General features: G+C 70.5%; 17 protein-coding genes. 7 read left to right on the forward strand and 10 right to left on the reverse strand.

The features are described from left to right. Genes M2165_RS17400 through M2165_RS17410 form a run of 3 tightly spaced genes read right to left on the reverse strand, consistent with a single transcriptional unit; the run spans position 1 to position 1,888 of the window. Positions 1–297: a hypothetical protein gene (locus M2165_RS17400; protein WP_280815838.1), complete on the reverse strand. Its 297-nt coding sequence runs from the start codon at positions 295–297 to the stop codon at positions 1–3. Beyond that, entirely contained in the window at positions 294–1,310 is a 1,017-nt protein-coding gene (locus M2165_RS17405; protein WP_280815839.1) for a glycerophosphodiester phosphodiesterase, read from the reverse strand. Before M2165_RS17405 ends, M2165_RS17400 begins: the two co-directional genes overlap by 4 nt. Beyond that, positions 1,307–1,888, reverse strand: coding sequence for a DUF1439 domain-containing protein (locus tag M2165_RS17410; protein ID WP_280815840.1), 582 nt, complete (start codon positions 1,886–1,888; stop codon positions 1,307–1,309). Before M2165_RS17410 ends, M2165_RS17405 begins: the two co-directional genes overlap by 4 nt. Before the next feature lie 122 nt (positions 1,889–2,010). On the opposite strand from M2165_RS17410, the gene M2165_RS17415 reads away from it, so the two are divergent. After that, positions 2,011–2,970 carry a DUF72 domain-containing protein gene (locus tag M2165_RS17415; protein WP_280815841.1) on the forward strand — a complete coding sequence of 320 codons (960 nt, stop codon included), beginning with the start codon at positions 2,011–2,013 and terminating at the stop codon, positions 2,968–2,970. Between the two features lie 27 nt (positions 2,971–2,997). On the opposite strand, the gene M2165_RS17420 is transcribed toward M2165_RS17415, so the two are convergent. The 6 genes from M2165_RS17420 to M2165_RS17445 all read right to left on the reverse strand — a co-directional run bounded on the left by M2165_RS17420 (position 2,998) and on the right by M2165_RS17445 (position 7,742). Then, the gene (locus tag M2165_RS17420; RefSeq protein WP_280815842.1) at positions 2,998–3,783 is read right to left on the reverse strand and encodes an amino acid ABC transporter ATP-binding protein; all 786 of its coding nucleotides are present in this window, start codon (positions 3,781–3,783) and stop codon (positions 2,998–3,000) included. Continuing rightward, on the reverse strand, positions 3,767–4,420 hold the full coding sequence (locus M2165_RS17425; protein ID WP_280815843.1) for an amino acid ABC transporter permease: 654 nt from the start codon (positions 4,418–4,420) through the stop codon (positions 3,767–3,769). Before M2165_RS17425 ends, M2165_RS17420 begins: the two co-directional genes overlap by 17 nt. Before the next feature lie 10 nt (positions 4,421–4,430). Then, positions 4,431–5,087 (reverse strand): amino acid ABC transporter permease, encoded by a 657-nt coding sequence (locus M2165_RS17430; RefSeq protein WP_280815844.1) that lies wholly within the window; start codon positions 5,085–5,087, stop codon positions 4,431–4,433. 12 nt (positions 5,088–5,099) lie between these two features. Then, positions 5,100–5,906: a transporter substrate-binding domain-containing protein gene (locus tag M2165_RS17435; RefSeq protein ID WP_280815845.1), complete on the reverse strand. Its 807-nt coding sequence runs from the start codon at positions 5,904–5,906 to the stop codon at positions 5,100–5,102. After that, positions 5,903–6,661: a GntR family transcriptional regulator gene (locus tag M2165_RS17440; protein WP_280815846.1), complete on the reverse strand. Its 759-nt coding sequence runs from the start codon at positions 6,659–6,661 to the stop codon at positions 5,903–5,905. The genes M2165_RS17435 and M2165_RS17440 overlap by 4 nt, the downstream gene beginning before the upstream one ends. A 100-nt stretch (positions 6,662–6,761) precedes the next feature. Next, positions 6,762–7,742 (reverse strand): tripartite tricarboxylate transporter substrate binding protein, encoded by a 981-nt coding sequence (locus M2165_RS17445; protein WP_280815847.1) that lies wholly within the window; start codon positions 7,740–7,742, stop codon positions 6,762–6,764. A gap of 175 nt (positions 7,743–7,917) precedes the next feature. Between M2165_RS17445 and M2165_RS17450 the strand changes: the two genes are divergently transcribed. After that, on the forward strand, positions 7,918–9,618 hold the full coding sequence (locus M2165_RS17450) for a long-chain fatty acid--CoA ligase (protein ID WP_280815848.1): 1,701 nt from the start codon (positions 7,918–7,920) through the stop codon (positions 9,616–9,618). A gap of 82 nt (positions 9,619–9,700) precedes the next feature. Further along, positions 9,701–10,222 carry a thermonuclease family protein gene (locus tag M2165_RS17455; protein WP_280815849.1) on the forward strand — a complete coding sequence of 174 codons (522 nt, stop codon included), beginning with the start codon at positions 9,701–9,703 and terminating at the stop codon, positions 10,220–10,222. A gap of 10 nt (positions 10,223–10,232) precedes the next feature. Here the strand turns inward: M2165_RS17455 and M2165_RS17460 are convergent, their stop codons facing one another. Next, a complete protein-coding gene (locus tag M2165_RS17460; RefSeq protein WP_280815850.1) occupies positions 10,233–11,579 on the reverse strand; it encodes an NAD(P)/FAD-dependent oxidoreductase in 1,347 nt (448 codons plus the stop codon). A gap of 175 nt (positions 11,580–11,754) precedes the next feature. Here M2165_RS17460 and egtB point away from each other — a divergent pair, with 175 nt between their 5' ends. The 4 genes from egtB (at position 11,755) to M2165_RS17480 (ending at position 15,191) form a co-directional block, all read left to right on the forward strand. Then, positions 11,755–13,020: an ergothioneine biosynthesis protein EgtB gene (gene egtB / locus M2165_RS17465; RefSeq protein ID WP_280815851.1), complete on the forward strand. Its 1,266-nt coding sequence runs from the start codon at positions 11,755–11,757 to the stop codon at positions 13,018–13,020. Between the two features lie 2 nt (positions 13,021–13,022). Continuing rightward, positions 13,023–14,054 (forward strand): L-histidine N(alpha)-methyltransferase, encoded by a 1,032-nt coding sequence (gene egtD / locus M2165_RS17470; RefSeq protein WP_280815852.1) that lies wholly within the window; start codon positions 13,023–13,025, stop codon positions 14,052–14,054. A gap of 106 nt (positions 14,055–14,160) precedes the next feature. After that, positions 14,161–14,445, forward strand: a complete 285-nt coding sequence (locus tag M2165_RS17475) for a DUF427 domain-containing protein (RefSeq protein ID WP_280815853.1) — start codon at positions 14,161–14,163, stop codon at positions 14,443–14,445. Continuing rightward, the gene (locus M2165_RS17480; RefSeq protein ID WP_280815854.1) at positions 14,442–15,191 is read left to right on the forward strand and encodes a 2OG-Fe dioxygenase family protein; all 750 of its coding nucleotides are present in this window, start codon (positions 14,442–14,444) and stop codon (positions 15,189–15,191) included. The genes M2165_RS17475 and M2165_RS17480 overlap by 4 nt, the downstream gene beginning before the upstream one ends. The last annotated feature ends 28 nt before the right edge of the window (positions 15,192–15,219 follow it).

Raw genomic sequence — 15,219 nt, forward strand, 5'->3', positions numbered from 1 at the left:
TCAGTTCTCCCGGGAGGATTCGTTCAATCGGCCGCGGGCCTTGTCGGCCCAGGCCTGCAGATTGTCGAGCAGGTCCTTCTGGCTGAAGGAGCAGCTTTCCTCGCTGAACAGCGCGCTCGATTCGAGCCGGTCGAGCAGGTTCAGCAGCACCTCGCCATAGCGCGGCGGTAGGGCCGCGAGCAGCTCGGCGCTCGCGCGGGCCTCGTCCGACAGAGCGGTCACCGGGCCGCCGCTGCCGTTGCGGAGCGCCTCGATGCGCCCGGCGATCGCGTCGAGCTGCGATGCAGGGGCGCTCATCGCGACGGCCTTCCGGGCGGCGGCAGCGCCAGCCCGCGCTCGCGCATCAGGTCGCGCAGCACGTCGGGGTAGTCGGTGATGAGGCCGTCCACGCCCCAGTCCATCAGCCGCATCATGTCGGCGCGCTGGTTCACGGTCCAGGGCATCACCTTGAAGCCCAGGCCTTGCGCTTCGCGCACGGCGGCGGGCGTGAGGTCGTTGTGCGCCGGCGACCAGATCACAGGCCCGGACGCGGTGCCCGCAGCGGCCTTGACGAGCTGCGGCGTCGAGGCGAAGGCCGCGGCATCGAGCCCGGCCGTCCAGCGGCTGTCCTTGAGCGTGCGTGGCGAGCTCAGGTAGGCGCGCGGCAGCTGCGGCGCAAGCTGCCCGACCAGCGCGAGCGTGCGCCAGTCGAAGCTCTGGATGCTCACGCGGCCGCCCATCTGCGCCTTGTCGATCTCCGCGAGCAGCGCGCGCACCATCGGCTCGGGCGCCGCGGTTTCGTCGGGCCGGGTGGGGTCGATCTTGGTTTCGATGTTGAACCGCACCGTCTCGGCGCCGGCACCGCGTGCGCGCACCTGCTCGAAGAGCGCGGCGAGCGTCGGAATGCGCTCGCCGTCGCGCGGTATCTGCAGCGCGAACTGCTTGCCGTAGTTGCTCGCGGGATCGAGGCGGCCGACGTCGTAGCGCTGCAGCTGCGCGAGCGTGAGCGCGCGGATCGCGGGGCCGCTCTTCGGCGCGAGCCAGGCGCCGTTCGCGTCGCGCGTGTGGTCGGGGTTCAGGCGGGTGTCGTGCGAGATCACGACCACGCCGTCGGCCGTGAGGCCGATGTCGAGTTCGAGCGTACTCACGCCCAGGTCGATCGCGTTCGAGAACGCGGCCAGCGTGTTCTCCGGCGCCAGGCCGCGGCCGCCGCGGTGGGCCTGCAGGTCGAAGTGCTGCCTCGGGTGCTGCGTGATCGCGGTGCAGCCCGCGGCGAGCAGGGCGCCGGCCAGGCAGGCGGCGAGCAGGCTGCGCGATGGGAAGCTCTTCATTTGAGTTGTACCTTGATGCCGTTGTCCTCGACCGTGATGTCGCCGATCTCGTAGGTCTTGCGCCCGACCGTGAGCTCTTCGGCGGTGAAGCTGCGCAGCACCTGGCCGTGCAGCAGCTCCTGCGCCACCACGGCGCCGATCTTCTGCAGCCGTTCGGCATCGCGGCCTTGCACGCCCTGCAGTTCGAGCCGCTCGGCCCGCGGCTGGTCGAGCCGGAGGGCGCGGGCCGGCGCGTCGTAGCGCAGCGCGCTGCTGACCGACACCACGCCCTGCACCGGCGAGGTGGCGAGCAGCGGGCTCGCGATCGTCAGCGCGGCGGTGATGGCCGCGCGGTTGCTGCGCGCATCGAGGCCCAGTTGGGGATCGCGCAGGCCCACCATGAAGATCTCGGCATAGCGCTCGGCGACCGGGAAGCGCCTGGCGATCTGCGCCTGCAGTTCGTCGCGCGTCGCGGTGTATTCGCTGGTGAAGAAGTTGAAGCCCGCCAGCGCCGAGAGCGGCAGCGGCAGGGCCGCGGCGCCGCAGAGGGCGCGCAGCAGCAGGCGGCGGGAAGCGGAAGGCGGGAAGGGGGTCTGCATACGGATTCGGAGCTTGCCACAGGCGGCGCGGTTCCGGCATTTTCGGCTGGCGGGCGGCCGGCGCCGCCACAGGGCATCTTCCTACGCCGGGGCATCGGCCGCGGCGCGACAAACGGCGAACGATGCAAGGCGAGACGCGAATCGGTATCTCGGGCTGGCGCTATGCGCCGTGGCGGGGCCGCTTCTATCCCGCGGGGCTGGCGCAGCGCCAGGAGCTGGAGTTCGCCTCGCGCATGCTGCCCACCATCGAGATCAACGGTTCGTTCTACTCGTTGCAGCGCCCGGTCTCGTACCAGGCGTGGCACGACGCGACGCCCGAGGGCTTCGTGTTCGCGGTGAAGGGGCCGCGCTACGTCACGCACATCCTGCGGCTGAAGGACGTGCGCACGCCGCTCGCCAATTTCTTCGCTTCGGGCGTGTTCGCGCTGCGCGACAAGCTCGGCCCCATCCTGTGGCAGCTGCCGCCTTCGTTCGCCTTCGATGCCGAGCGGCTCGATGCGTTCTTCTCGCTGCTGCCGCGGGACGGCCGCGCCGCGCTCGCGCTCGCGCGCCAGCACGACGAAAGGCTCAATGACCGCAGCTTCCTCAAGGTGCCCGCCAGGCAGCGGCTGCGGCATGCGGTCGAGGTCCGGCATGCGAGCTTCGAGACGCCCGAGTTCATCGCGCTGCTGCGCCGGCACGGCGTGGCGCTGGTGGTGGCCGACACGGCCGGGCGCTGGCCGCTGCTCGAAGACCTCTGCGCCGACTTCGTCTACATGCGGCTGCATGGCGACAAGGAGCTCTATGCCAGCGGCTACGACGCCGCGGCGCTCGACCGCTGGGCCGAGCGCATCGACGCCTGGCGCCATGGACGGCAGGTGAAGGACGCCCGCCTCGCCGAACCCAGGCGCAAGATGACCGGGCGCAAGCCGCGCGACGTGTACTGCTATTTCGACAACGACGTGAAGGTGCACGCGCCGTACGACGCCGCGCACCTCGCGGCGCGGCTCGGCGTCGAGACGGGGCTCGGGGCCGACGATGCCTTCGCGCTGCCGCCCGGCATGGCGGTGCGCGGCCGCCGCGGCGTCGCTGCGCGCAAGTGAGCGCCGCAGAAGGGCGGCGGCCGCCCCTCAGTCGTGCAGCGACGACAGGAACTGCCTGAGCTCCGGCGTCTTCGGATCGCCGAACAGTTCGGCCGGCGGTCCCATCTCGTGCACGCGGCCCTGGTGCATGAAGATCACGCGGTCGCTGACCTTGCGCGCGAAGCTCATCTCGTGCGTGACCATCAGCAGCGTCATGCCCTCGTCGGCCAGCGACTCCACCACGCGCAGCACCTCGCCCACCAGTTCGGGGTCGAGCGCCGAGGTGATCTCGTCGCACAGCAGCACGGCAGGCTCCATCGCGAGCGCGCGCGCGATCGCCACGCGCTGCTGCTGCCCGCCCGAGAGCTGGTCGGGCATGGCGTCGAACTTCTCGGCCAGGCCCACGCGCTCGAGCAGCTTGCGCGCCTGTGCGGCGGCTTCCAGCGACGAACGCTTCTTCACCAGCGTGGGCGCGAGCATCACGTTGCGGCCCACCGTCAGGTGCGGGAACAGGTTGAAGCTCTGGAAGATCATGCCCACGCGCTGGCGCAGTGCGCGCATCGCCATCGCGCTGTCGTGCAGCAGCGGCTTGCCGTCGACCGTGAGCGCGCCTTCCTGGAATTCCTCGAGCCCGTTGATGCAGCGCAGGAGCGTGCTCTTGCCCGAGCCGCTCTTGCCGATGATCGCGATCACCTCGCCGCGCTTCACGTCGAGGTCGATGCCCTTGAGCACCTCGTTCGTGCCGTAGGACTTGCGCAGCGCGGTGATGCGCACGATGGGCGCACCCTCGGGCGCCGCGGCGTGGTTCTTCGGGGCGTCAAGCACGGCGGCCATGGGTCTTCCTCTCGAGTTTCTTGGCGTACAGGCTCACGGGGAAGCACAGCACGAAATACAGCAGCGCCACGCAGGCGAAGACGGTGAAGGGCCGGAAGGTCACGTTGGCGATCATGCTGCCGGCCTTCGTCACCTCCACGAAGCCGAGCACCGAGGCGAGCGCGGTGCCCTTGATGACCTGCACCAGGAAGCCGACCGTCGGCGCGATCGCGATCTTCACGGCCTGCGGCAGGATCACGTGGCGCAGCTGCTCGCCGAAGCTCAGGGCGAGGCTGCCCGAGGCCTCCCACTGGCCCTTGGGAATCGCGGCCACGCAGCCGCGCCAGATCTCGGTCAGGAAGGCGCTGGTGTAGAGCGTGAGCGCGACGGTGGCCGCGGTCCAGGCCGACACCTCGATGCCGAGCAGCGCCAGCCCGAAGTAGGCCAGGAACAGCTGCATCAGCAGCGGCGTGCCCTGGAAGAGCTGCACGTAGCCCGCAACGATCGCTTCGACCAGCCGCCCCGCGCGCAGCCGCAGCGCAAGCAGCGCACCGCCCACGAGCCCGCCGCCGAAGAAGGCGATCAGCGACAGCACCACCGTCCAGCGCAGCGCCAGCAGCAGGTTGCGCAGGATGTCCCAGAGGGTGAATTCGCCCATGATGCTGCGCTCACTTGCCGAAGAAGAACCGGGGGCCGGCCCAGTTGAACAGGCGCCGTGCCCCGACCGCGAGCGCCAGGTAGACCAGCGTGGCGACGATGAAGGCCTCGAAGGCGCGGAAGTTGCGGCTCTGGATCAGGTTGGCGGCGTAGCTCAGTTCCTCGACCGAGATCTGCCCGCACACCGCCGAGCCCAGCATCACGATGATGATCTGGCTCACCATCGCGGGCCACACCTTCTTCATGGCCGGCGGCAGCACCACGCGCAGGAAGACCTGGGCGCGGCTGAGCGCGAGGCTCACCGCGGCCTCGATCTGCCCCTTGGGCGTGGCCTCGATGCCGGCGCGGATGATCTCGGTGGCATAGGCGCCGAGGTTCAGCACCATCGCGATCAGCGAGGCGGCCTCGGGCGAGAGCATCACGCCGCTCGCCGGAAGCCCGAAGAAGATGAAGAACAGCTGCACGATGAAGGGCGTGTTGCGGATCAGCTCGACATAGCTGCCGACCAGCCAGCGCAGCCACGTCGGTCCCGAGGCCCGCGCCCAGGCGCAGGCCACGCCCACCACCATGCCGACCACGGTCGCGACCGCCGTGAGCCCGAGCGTCCAGGCCACGCCCTTGGCGAGCAGCGGCCAGTCGACCAGAACGGCCCAGAAATCGAAGCTCACGGCCGCTTCCGATCAGACCGGCAGGTCGCCCGCGGCCTTGCCGAGCCACTTCTTCGACATGGCGTCGAGCGTGCCGTCCTTCTTGGCCGCGGCGATGATCTCGTTGACCTTGGCCTTGAGCGCATCCTCGCCCTTGGCCACGCCGACGAAGCAGGGGCTGTCCTTGAGCAGCAGCTTGAACTCGGTGTTGATCTGCGGGTTCTTGCGGATCATCTCGGCCGCCACCGCGCCGCTCATCGCGATCGCCTGGGTCTGGCCCGCCACGTAGGCCGCGACGGTGGCGTTGTTGTCCTCGAAGCGGCGGTAGTCCACGCCCGCGGGCGCCACCTTGTTGAGCTCCTGGTCCTCCATCGCGCCGCGCGTCACGGCCACGGTCTTGCCCGCGAGGTCCTTGAAGTCCTTCACGCCCAGGGTCTTCTTGGCGAACACGCCCTGGAAGAAGGGCGCATAGGCGGCGGTGAAGTCGATCACCTTCTCGCGCTCGGCGTTCTTGCCGAGGGTGGAGATCACGAGGTCGGCCTTCTTCGTCTGCAGGTAGGGAATGCGGTTGGCGCTGTTGACCGGCACCAGCTCCACCTTCACGCCGAGCCTGGCGGCGATCAGGCGCGCCATGTCGATGTCCAGGCCCTGCGGCGCCATGTCGGTGCCGACGAAGCCGTAGGGCGGGTAGTCGGTGGGAATGGCCACCTTCAGCGTCTTCGACTTCATGACGTTGTCGAGCGCGTTCTGCGCATGCACCGTGCCGGCGGCGCCGAGCAGCGCGGCGAGGAGGGCGGCCGACGCGAGGCCGGCGCTGAAAAGGCGCTTGGTGGGGTTCATAGCAATGCTCCTAGGTAGGTCGATGGATCGGGGGTGTCGGGGCCGCGGCGCGCGGGCTTCGGGCGCCGGGCTTCGGCGGCGGGAGGCTGCAGCGGTGCCAGCGCGTCGCGCAGCTGCGCGAGCGGATCGGCCGGCGCCTGCACGCGCAGCGCCGACTGCACCGTGCCCAGGTGCTCGGCCATCAGCGCCTCGGCCGCGGCAGGGTCGCCGCGCTCCAGCGCCGCGACGATGCGTACGTGGTCCTCGCAGGACTGCACCGCGTCGTGCGTGCTCTGGTAGAGCATCGCGATCAGCGTGGTGCGCGCGGTGAAGTCGCGCAGCGTGTCGGCCAGCAGCGTGTTGCCCAGGCATTCGGCCAGGCAGACGTGGAAGTCGCCCAGCAGGTAGCTGCGGTGGCCGACGTCGCTCCCTTTCAGCGCGGCCTTCTCGCGCTGCAGGTGGGTCTTGAGCTGGCGCAGCGCCGCCTTGTCGATGCGGCCGGTGCTGCGGATCAGCCCGAGCTCGATGACGCGCCGGGCTTCAAAGGCCTCGCGGGCCTCGTCCTGCGACGGCTCGATCACGAACCAGCCGCGGCGCGAACTCACCGTGACGATGCCGCGTGCGGCCAGCCGCGTGAGCGCCTCCCGCACGATGGTGCGGCTGCAGTCGAACAGCATCGCGAGCTGCTGCTCGCCCAGGCGCGCGCCCGGCGCGAGCTTCTGCGCCATCACCGCTTCGACGATGCGTGCACTGATTTCGGAGGCGGATGTAGACATTCGGCTTCATGCCAGCAGCTTCCGTGCCAACTGGTATGCAAGCCATGTGCACCGAAAATGACCCGTCGTGGTGCACAGCACGCCCGTAAACGGGCGGCGCTCAGTCCATCCTGGCGCCCGAGGCCTTGACTGCCTTGTCCCAGCGCGGCGTCTCGGCCGCGAGGAAACGTGCGAAGTCCTCGCTGCCGAGGTAGGCCGGATCGGCGCCCTGGCTCACCATGCGCTCGCGCACCTCCGGGCTGGTCAGCACCTGGCGGAAGGCGTCGCCGAGCTTCGCGACCACCTCGCGCGGCGTGTCCTTCGGCGCGAAGAAGCCGTAGAAGCCCACCACCTCGAAGCCCTTGACCCCCGACTCGATGACCGTGGGGATGTCGGGCAGCGCGGGGTTGCGCTCGCGGCTCGTCACGGCCAGGGCGCGCACCTTGCCCTGCTTGTGGTAGCTGGCCGCCTGCGGGATCGACTCGGCCATGAACTGCACCTGGCCCGCCATCAGGTCGGTGAAGGCCGGCGCGCTGCCGCGGTAGGGGATGTGCACCATGAAGATGCCGGTGGCGGTCTTGAACATCTCGGGCACCAGGTGGCTGATGCCGCCATTGCCGGCCGAGCCGTAGTTGACCTGCCCCGGACGCGCGCGGGCGTAGTCGACGAACTGCTTCAGGTTCTGCACCGGCAGCTTCGGCGTGACCAGCAGCGCGAGCGGCTGCATTGCGGTGCGCGCGATCGGCACGAAGTCGCGCTGGGTGTTGTAGGGCAGCTTGCTGTAGAGCGCACCGTTGATCACCGCCACGCCGGTGTTGGCGAGCATCAGCGTGTAGCCGTCGGCCGGGCTCTTGGCCACCGCGTCGGCGCCGACCGAGCCGCCCGCGCCGGGCTTGTAGTCGATGATCAGCGGCTGGCCCAGCACCGCCTGCAGCTTGTCGGCGAGCAGGCGCGCGTGCTGGTCGAGCGGCCCGCCGGCGGGGAAGCCGACGACGACCTTGATCGGCTTGTCGGGGTAGGCCGCGAGGGCAGGGCCGCCGAGGCCGAAGGCCGCAGCGATCGAGCAAGCCGCCAGCAGGGCGGCGCGGAACGGATGGGTCATGGACGGTCTCCTCTACCTTGTCGTTGTGAACCAAAGCGATCATAAGCAGCGCCCCACGGCGCGCGCGGCGTCGCCAAGGTGACGCCCCAGGGGGCTTCCCCGATGGGAGCGGCGCGCGGCGCGGCTTAGGCTGCGGCCTGGCTTTTTCCACCTCCCTTCCTCCACCCGCCCGACCATGCAAGAACGCCCGCACCACAAGTTCTGGCCCAAGCGCCTGCCGCATTCGATCACCGTGCCCGCCACCTCGCTGTGGCACAACCTCGCGACCTCGGCGGCGCGCTATCCGGACAAGGCGGCGCTGGTGTTCTTCGGCCGGGTGATGAGCTACCGCATGCTGGCCGAACAGGTCGAGCGGCTGGCCGGCGCGCTGCATGCACTCGGCGTGCAGCGCGGCGACCGCGTGCTGCTCGACATGCAGAACTGCCCGCAGCTCGTGATCGCGCATTTCGCGATCCTGCGCGCCAACGCGGTGGTGGTGCCGGTCAATCCGATGAACCGCGCCGAGGAGCTCAAGCACTACATCGTCGATCCCGATGCCAAGGTGGCGATCACCACCGGCGACCTCGCGGCCGAGCTCGCGAGGGCGAGCAACGCACTGCCGCCCGAAGAGCGGCTCGCGCACCTCGTCGTGACCCAGTTCACCGACGCCTTCGACGCCGACGCGTCCGGCGACGACGCACCCGCCCCGGCCTGGAAGGACTGGCTCACCACGCGCCATCCGCTGCCCGAGCTCGAGGGCGGCCAGGCGCTGGCATGGACCGAGGCGCTCGAGGCCGGCCATCCTGCGCCCGCGCACGTGGTGGGCGCGAACGACATGGCGCTCCTGCCCTACACCAGCGGCACCACCGGGCTGCCCAAGGGCTGCGTGCACCACCATTCGAGCCTGATGCACAACGCGGTGTCCGGGCAGCTCTGGGGCCAGGCCACCTCCGAGACGGTGGTGCTGGCGGTGGTGCCGATGTTCCACATCACCGGCGTGGTGAGCATGATGCACACCTCCATCCTCGCGGCCGCCACGCTGGTCATCATGCCGCGCTGGGACCGCGACGTGGCCGGGCGGCTGATCTCGCGCTGGAAGGTCACGAGCTGGACCAACATCCCGACGATGGTGATCGACCTCATGGCGAGCCCGAACTTCGCGAGCTACGACCTCTCGAGCCTCACCCACATCGGCGGCGGCGGTGCGGCCATGCCGCAGGCGGTGGCGCAGCGCCTGTTCGAGCAGTACGGCCTCAAGTATCAGGAAGGCTATGGCCTGACCGAAACCGCCGCGCCCTCGCACACCAACCCCTCGGACCATCCGAAGCAGCAGTGCCTGGGCATCCCGTTCATGAGCACCGATGCGCGCGTGGTCGACCCGGACACGCTGGTGGAGATGCCGGTCGGCGAATCGGGCGAGATCATCATCCACGGCCCCGAGGTGTTCCAGGGCTACTGGAAGCGGCCCGATGCCACGCGGGCCGCGTTCGTCGAATTCGAGGGCAAGCGCTTCTTCCGTTCGGGCGACATGGGCCGCATGGACGAGGACGGCTACTTCTTCATCACCGACCGCCTGAAGCGCATGATCAACGCGAGCGGCTTCAAGGTCTGGCCGGCCGAGGTCGAGCTGCTGATGTTCCGCCATCCCGCGATCCAGGAGGCCTGCGTGATCTCGACCAGGGACAGCTACCGCGGCGAGTCGGTCAAGGCGGTGGTGGTGCTGCGGCCCACGCACAAGCACACCACCGAGCAGGAGATCATCGACTGGTGCCGCGAGAACATGGCGGTCTACAAGATCCCGCGCAAGGTGCAGTTCGTCGATGCGCTGCCCAAGAGCGGCAGCGGCAAGGTGATGTGGCGGCTGCTGCAGGAGGACGAGAACAAGGCCGCCGCGTAACAGCAGGTTCGCGCGCGCGGCGGCCGGGCCTTCGCGGGGAGAATCGGCGCTCCCCGTCGTTGCCGCCGTCTTCCCGCTCTCCATGCGCCTGCGCCCGTTCCTGTCCGCCTGCCTGCTCTCCTTGCCCCTGCTGTCGCAGGCCGCCGCCGCCCGCACCTGCCTGGTCGTTGGCATCAGCGATGGCGACACCCTCACCGCGCGCTGCGGGCGCATCGGCTCGTACGAGGAGGTGCGGGTGCGCATCGCCGCCATCGACGCGCCCGAATCGGCGCAGCCCTACGGCCGCCGCGCCCGGCAGGCGCTGAGCAAGCTGTGCTACTTCGAGCGCGCGCTCATCACCGAGCGCGACACCGACCGCTATGGCCGCACCGTGGCCGACGTCAACTGCGACGGGCAGGACGTCGCGACGTGGATGGTGAGCGAGGGCTGGGCCTGGGTCTACGACTACCGCGGCAGCGCCGAACGGTACGGCGGCCGGCTGGAGGAACTGCAGCGCGGCGCGCGCACGCAGCGCCAGGGCCTGTGGGCGGGCGCCAGGCCCACGCCGCCCTGGAAGTGGCGTCAGCGCCAGCGCGAGAACGCCTCGAGCGGCTTCCCGTTCTGAGCCGCGCGCATCAGGACTCGCTGCGGCCCTGCACGTCGGCTACCACGCGCGCATTGCGCTGGAAGCTCCAGTAGGCGCTGGCCCAGTCCATCATCACGACGATGCGGTTGCGGAAGCCGATCAGGAAGTACGCATGCGCGAACAGCCAGAACAGCCATGCGAGCCGGCCGCTGAAGCGCAGCGGCCCGAAGGGCGTGCCCAGGTCGACCACGGCCGAGTTGCGCCCGATGGTGGCGAGGTTGCCGTAGTCGCGGTAGCGGAACGGCACGGTCGGCGTGCCCGCGATGCGGCGCAGGATGTTCGCCGCGGCGGCGCGGCCCATCTGCTTGGCGCCGGGCGACACGCCGGGCACCGGCTTCGGCGGCTTGCCGGGGGCATGGCTCAGCGCGGCCGCGAGGTCGCCGACCACGCTGATCTCGGGATGGCCGGGGAGGCTCAGGTCGGGTTCCACCTTGATGCGGCCCGCGCGGTCGCATTCGGCGCCGGTGGCCTCGGCGAGCATGCGTCCGAGCGGCGAGGCCGCGACGCCCGCGGCCCACACCACGCAGCTGCTGCCGATGCGGTAGCTCGTGGCCGCTGAGCCGTCGGCGCCGCCGCCGGCCTGCACTTCGAGCCCGTCGGCGTCGATCGCGGTCACGCGCGCGTTGAGCCGCACGTCCACGCCCAGCCGGACCAGCTGGTCCAGCGCCTTCCGGCTCAGGCTCTCGGGCATGGCCTGCAGCACGCGCGGGCCGCCCTCGATCAGCAGCACCTGCGCGCTGCCGGGGTCGATGCGGCGGAATTCGCCCTCGAGCGTGTGGCGCGCGATCTCGGCCAGCGTGCCGGCCATCTCGACGCCCGTGGGGCCCGCGCCGATCACGGCGAAGGTCAGCAGCGCGCGGCGGCGCTCGGGGTCGGTCTCGGTCTCGGCGGCTTCGAAGGACATCAGCACGCGGCGGCGGATCTCGAAGGCATCGGCCAGGGTCTTGAGGCCCGGCGCGAGCGGCGCCCATTCGTCGTGCCCGAAATAGCTGTGCGTGGCGCCCGCCGCGACGATCAGGTGGTCGTAGCCCACCCGGCTGCCGTCGGTCAGCCCGACGCTGCGGACCGCGGGGTCGATCGCGTTCACCTCGCCGAGCAGCGTGGTGATGCGCGGCTGCCTGCGGAACAGCGAACGCACCGGCGCCGCGATCGACGGCGCCGCGAGCCCGGCGGTCGCCACCTGGTAGAGCAGGGGCTGGAACAGATGGTGGTTGGTCTTCTCGATCACCGTCACGTCCACGTCGGCGCGTTCGAGCTTGCGTGCGGCTTCGAGTCCGCCGAATCCGCAACCGACGATGACGACATGCGGGCGGGCGGAGGCGTTGGTCGTTTGCATATGAATGGATGATACGCAGCGGCCCTGCACCGCAGCGCGTGTTGTGCGAAAGTGCTTCCTTCCCCGATCCCTGCGCCGCCCGGCACGCGGCGAGTGAGCGAGCGCGAGAACTTGTCCTACGCGCCCGCGTCACGCCGATCGGCTACAACTTCCGGCTGACCCGACTGGAGACTCCATGACGCTTTCCCGGCCGATCACCCCGGCGGCCAGTGCACTGCGCGACAGGTTCCGCGAAGTGCGTGCCGCCAGCCTGGCGCTCGCCGCGCCGCTCTCGGCCGAAGACCAGTGCATCCAATCGATGCCCGATGCGAGCCCGACCAAATGGCATCTCGCGCACACCACCTGGTTCTTCGAGACCGTGCTGCTCCAGCCGCACGCCGCGGGCTACCGGCCCTTCGACACCCGGCTGCACTACCTCTTCAATTCGTACTACGAGGCGCTCGGCCCGCGCCATCCGCGGCCGCAGCGCGGGCTGCTCACGCGGCCTTCGCTCGACGAGGTGCATGCCTACCGCCGCCACGTCGACAAGGCGGTGCTCGCGTGGCTGGACAGCGGCATCGGCGAAGAACAGGCCTGGGCCGCCACGATCGAGCCGATCCTCACGCTCGGGCTGCACCACGAGCAGCAGCACCAGGAGCTGCTGCTCACCGACATCCTGCATGCGCTGTCGTGCAATCCGCTGCTGCCGGCCTACAAGCCCGCCGCCGGCCCCGCGCTGCGGCTGGCCGCCGTGCCGCCGCCCATGCGCTGGCTGTCGCGGCCGGGCGGCGTGGTGCAGGTGGGCCACGAAGGGCCGCACCGGGGCTTTGCGTTCGACAACGAGACGCCGCGCCACGAGGCGCTGCTGCGGCCCTATGCCATCGCCGACCGGCTCGTGAACTGCGGCGAGTACGCGCAGTTCATTGCCGACGGCGGCTACCAGCGGCCCGAGCTCTGGCTCTCCGACGGCTGGGCCGCGGTGCAGTCGCAGGGCTGGCGGCATCCGGCGTACTGGCTCGCGGCCGACGATCCGCGGCTCGGCGTGCCGTCGCAGCAGCAGGCCGGCTGGCATGTGTTCGGCCTGCATAGCGTGCGGCCGATGGAAGCCGATGCGCCGGTGTCGCAGCTGAGCTTCTACGAAGCCGCCGCATACGCGGAATGGGCCGGCGCGCGGCTGCCGACCGAGTTCGAATGGGAGGCGGCCTTCGACGCGCCCGGCATCTCGCAGATGACCGGCCATGTCTGGCAGTGGACGCGTTCCTCGTATGACCCGTACCCGGGCTTCAGGCCCTTGCCCGGCATCGCGGCCGAGTACAACGGCAAGTTCATGGTCGGGCAGCTGGTGCTGCGCGGCGGCAGCGTGGCCACGCCGGCCGGGCACACGCGGCCCAGCTACCGCAATTTCTTTCCGCCGGCGGCGCGCTGGCAGTTCACGGGGCTGCGGCTCGCAAAGGATCTCTGAACATGCGCAATCCAACGACGACCCCGCCTTCGCGTTCCTTCGCCGCCGCCGCGGCGGCCGCCGTGCAGCAGTTGCGCCAGCCCGTGGCGCCCGCCGCGGCCACGCCGGGCACGCCGCTTTCCGAATTCGGCCGCGAGATGCTCGCAGGTCTCTCGCGCCGCCCGCGCAGCATCTCGCCCAAGTTCTTCTACGACGCGGCCGGCTCGCAGCTGTTCGACCGCATCTGCGAGCTGCCCGAGTACTACCCCACGCGCACCGAGCTGCGCATCCTCGCCGAATGCGCCGCGGAGATCGCCGGCCAGGTCGGGCCGGCCGCCGAGATCGTGGAGTTCGGCGCCGGTTCGCTGACCAAGGTGCGGCTGCTGCTCGACGCGCTCGAGGCACCGAAGCGCTACCTGCCGATCGACATCTCCGGCGAGCACCTCGAGGCCGCCGCCGAGCGGCTCCGGGCCGACTACCCGGCGCTCGCGGTGCAGCCGATCGCGGCCGACTACACGATGCCGCTGGTGCTGCCGGCGCCGCTGCCCGGCGCGGGCAAGCGCGTGGGCTTCTTTCCCGGTTCGACGATCGGCAATTTCGAGCCCGACGAAGCCCTGGCCTTTCTGCAGCTCGCGGCGCGCATGCTGCGCGGCGGCGGGCTCTTGATCGGCGTCGACCTGGTGAAGGCGCCGGATCGGCTGCATGCGGCCTACAACGATGCGGCCGGCGTGACCGCCGCGTTCAACCTCAATCTGCTGCGCCGCGCGAATGCCGAGCTCGATGCCGACTTCGACATGGACGGCTTTGCGCATGCGGCGTTCTACAACGCGCCGAAGCGGCGCATCGAGATGCACCTCGTGAGCCGCCGCGCCCAGGCCGTGACGCTGAACGGCCAGCGCTTCAGCTTCGAGGAGGGCGAGACCATCCATACCGAGTACTCGCACAAGTTCACCGTGGACGGCCTGCGCGCGCTGGCGGTGAAGGCCGGGTTCCGGCCCGGGGCGGTCTGGGTCGATCCGGAGGGGCTGTTCAGCGTGCACTGGCTGCAGGCCTGAGCGGCGCGCCGGGGGCGGGCCCCGGAGGGCAGGGCGCCCATCGGGGCACAATAGCCGTCCGCGGCACGGCGCAGGAAGCCGCCGCCCGCCCCCTGGAGAGCAAGACATGAAAGCAACCTGGAACGGCGTCACCATCGCCGAAAGCGACGACACCGTGCTCGTCGAAGGCAACCACTATTTCCCGACGAGCGCGCTCAACCGCGACTACGTCACCTTCAGCAACCACAAGACCACCTGCCCCTGGAAGGGCACCGCGAGCTACTACTCGCTGCTCGTGAACGGCGAGATGCACGCCGACGCCGCCTGGTACTACGCCGATCCGAAGCCCGAGGCCGAGGAGATCCGCGACCGCGTGGCGTTCTGGAAGGACGTGAAAGTCACCGCGTCGTGACCACGGCCGCATTCGTGCCGCCGTTCGTCGCACCGGCCGAACTGCCGGCCGCGCTGCGCGAACAGGGCTATGCGGTGCTCGGCCCAGAGGGCGTGAGCGACTGGCTCGGCATGCCGCTCGCAGCGCTCGAGGCGCTGCACCCCGACTGGGACGATCTGCCGCCCGACGAATACCTCAAGGACGGCGGGCGCTACCGCACCCGGCGCCACGCCTGCTTCACCGTCGAGGGCGAGGCCGTGGCGCAGGTGCCGCACCGCGCGCACTGGCAGCCGGTCGAATACAACGCCCTGCACGGCGGCATGCAGCGCTGGTTCGCGCCGATGCACGAGGCCACCGTGGCCCGCCCGGCATGGCAGCGGCTGCTGCAGCGCCTGGCCGGCGCGGCGAGCGACATGCGCGGCGGCGCGGCGCGGCCCTGGTTCGTCGAGGCGCACCAGTTCCGCATCGACACCGCGGGCGGCATCGGCCGGCCCACGCCCGAAGGCGCGCACCGCGACGGCGTGGACCTGGTGGCGGTGGCGCTGGTCGGGCGCCATGGCATCAAGGGCGGCGAGACGCGCGTCTTCGAAGCCAACGGAAGGCGCGGCGAGCGCTTCACCATGACCGAGCCGTGGACACTGCTGCTGCTCGACGACGCGCGCGTGATCCATGAATCCACGCCGATCCAGCCGCTCGAGGAAGGCGGCACCGGATGGCGCGACACGCTCGTGGTCACCTGCCGCGCCGAGGGTTTTCAGGGGGATTGACCCCGCCCGCCCGAGTCCTACAGTCTCC

It is taken from the genome of Variovorax sp. TBS-050B, assembly GCF_029893635.1.
In the GTDB taxonomy this organism is placed as follows: domain Bacteria; phylum Pseudomonadota; class Gammaproteobacteria; order Burkholderiales; family Burkholderiaceae_C; genus Variovorax.

Bases quoted from the DNA above. Each gene is read 5' to 3' on its own strand.
- M2165_RS17475 (WP_280815853.1), top strand. From the start codon at position 14,161: ATGAAAGCAACCTGGAACGGCGTCACCATCGCCGAAAGCGACGACACC.
- M2165_RS17460 (WP_280815850.1), bottom strand. From the start codon at position 11,579: ATGCAAACGACCAACGCCTCCGCCCGCCCGCATGTCGTCATCGTCGGT.
- M2165_RS17415 (WP_280815841.1), top strand. From the start codon at position 2,011: ATGCAAGGCGAGACGCGAATCGGTATCTCGGGCTGGCGCTATGCGCCG.
- egtB (WP_280815851.1), top strand. From the start codon at position 11,755: ATGACGCTTTCCCGGCCGATCACCCCGGCGGCCAGTGCACTGCGCGAC.
- M2165_RS17420 (WP_280815842.1), bottom strand. From the start codon at position 3,783: ATGGCCGCCGTGCTTGACGCCCCGAAGAACCACGCCGCGGCGCCCGAG.
- M2165_RS17440 (WP_280815846.1), bottom strand. From the start codon at position 6,661: ATGTCTACATCCGCCTCCGAAATCAGTGCACGCATCGTCGAAGCGGTG.
- M2165_RS17405 (WP_280815839.1), bottom strand. From the start codon at position 1,310: ATGAAGAGCTTCCCATCGCGCAGCCTGCTCGCCGCCTGCCTGGCCGGC.
- M2165_RS17435 (WP_280815845.1), bottom strand. From the start codon at position 5,906: ATGAACCCCACCAAGCGCCTTTTCAGCGCCGGCCTCGCGTCGGCCGCC.
- M2165_RS17450 (WP_280815848.1), top strand. From the start codon at position 7,918: ATGCAAGAACGCCCGCACCACAAGTTCTGGCCCAAGCGCCTGCCGCAT.
- M2165_RS17445 (WP_280815847.1), bottom strand. From the start codon at position 7,742: ATGACCCATCCGTTCCGCGCCGCCCTGCTGGCGGCTTGCTCGATCGCT.
- M2165_RS17410 (WP_280815840.1), bottom strand. From the start codon at position 1,888: ATGCAGACCCCCTTCCCGCCTTCCGCTTCCCGCCGCCTGCTGCTGCGC.
- M2165_RS17400 (WP_280815838.1), bottom strand. From the start codon at position 297: ATGAGCGCCCCTGCATCGCAGCTCGACGCGATCGCCGGGCGCATCGAG.
- M2165_RS17425 (WP_280815843.1), bottom strand. From the start codon at position 4,420: ATGGGCGAATTCACCCTCTGGGACATCCTGCGCAACCTGCTGCTGGCG.
- M2165_RS17455 (WP_280815849.1), top strand. From the start codon at position 9,701: ATGCGCCTGCGCCCGTTCCTGTCCGCCTGCCTGCTCTCCTTGCCCCTG.
- egtD (WP_280815852.1), top strand. From the start codon at position 13,023: ATGCGCAATCCAACGACGACCCCGCCTTCGCGTTCCTTCGCCGCCGCC.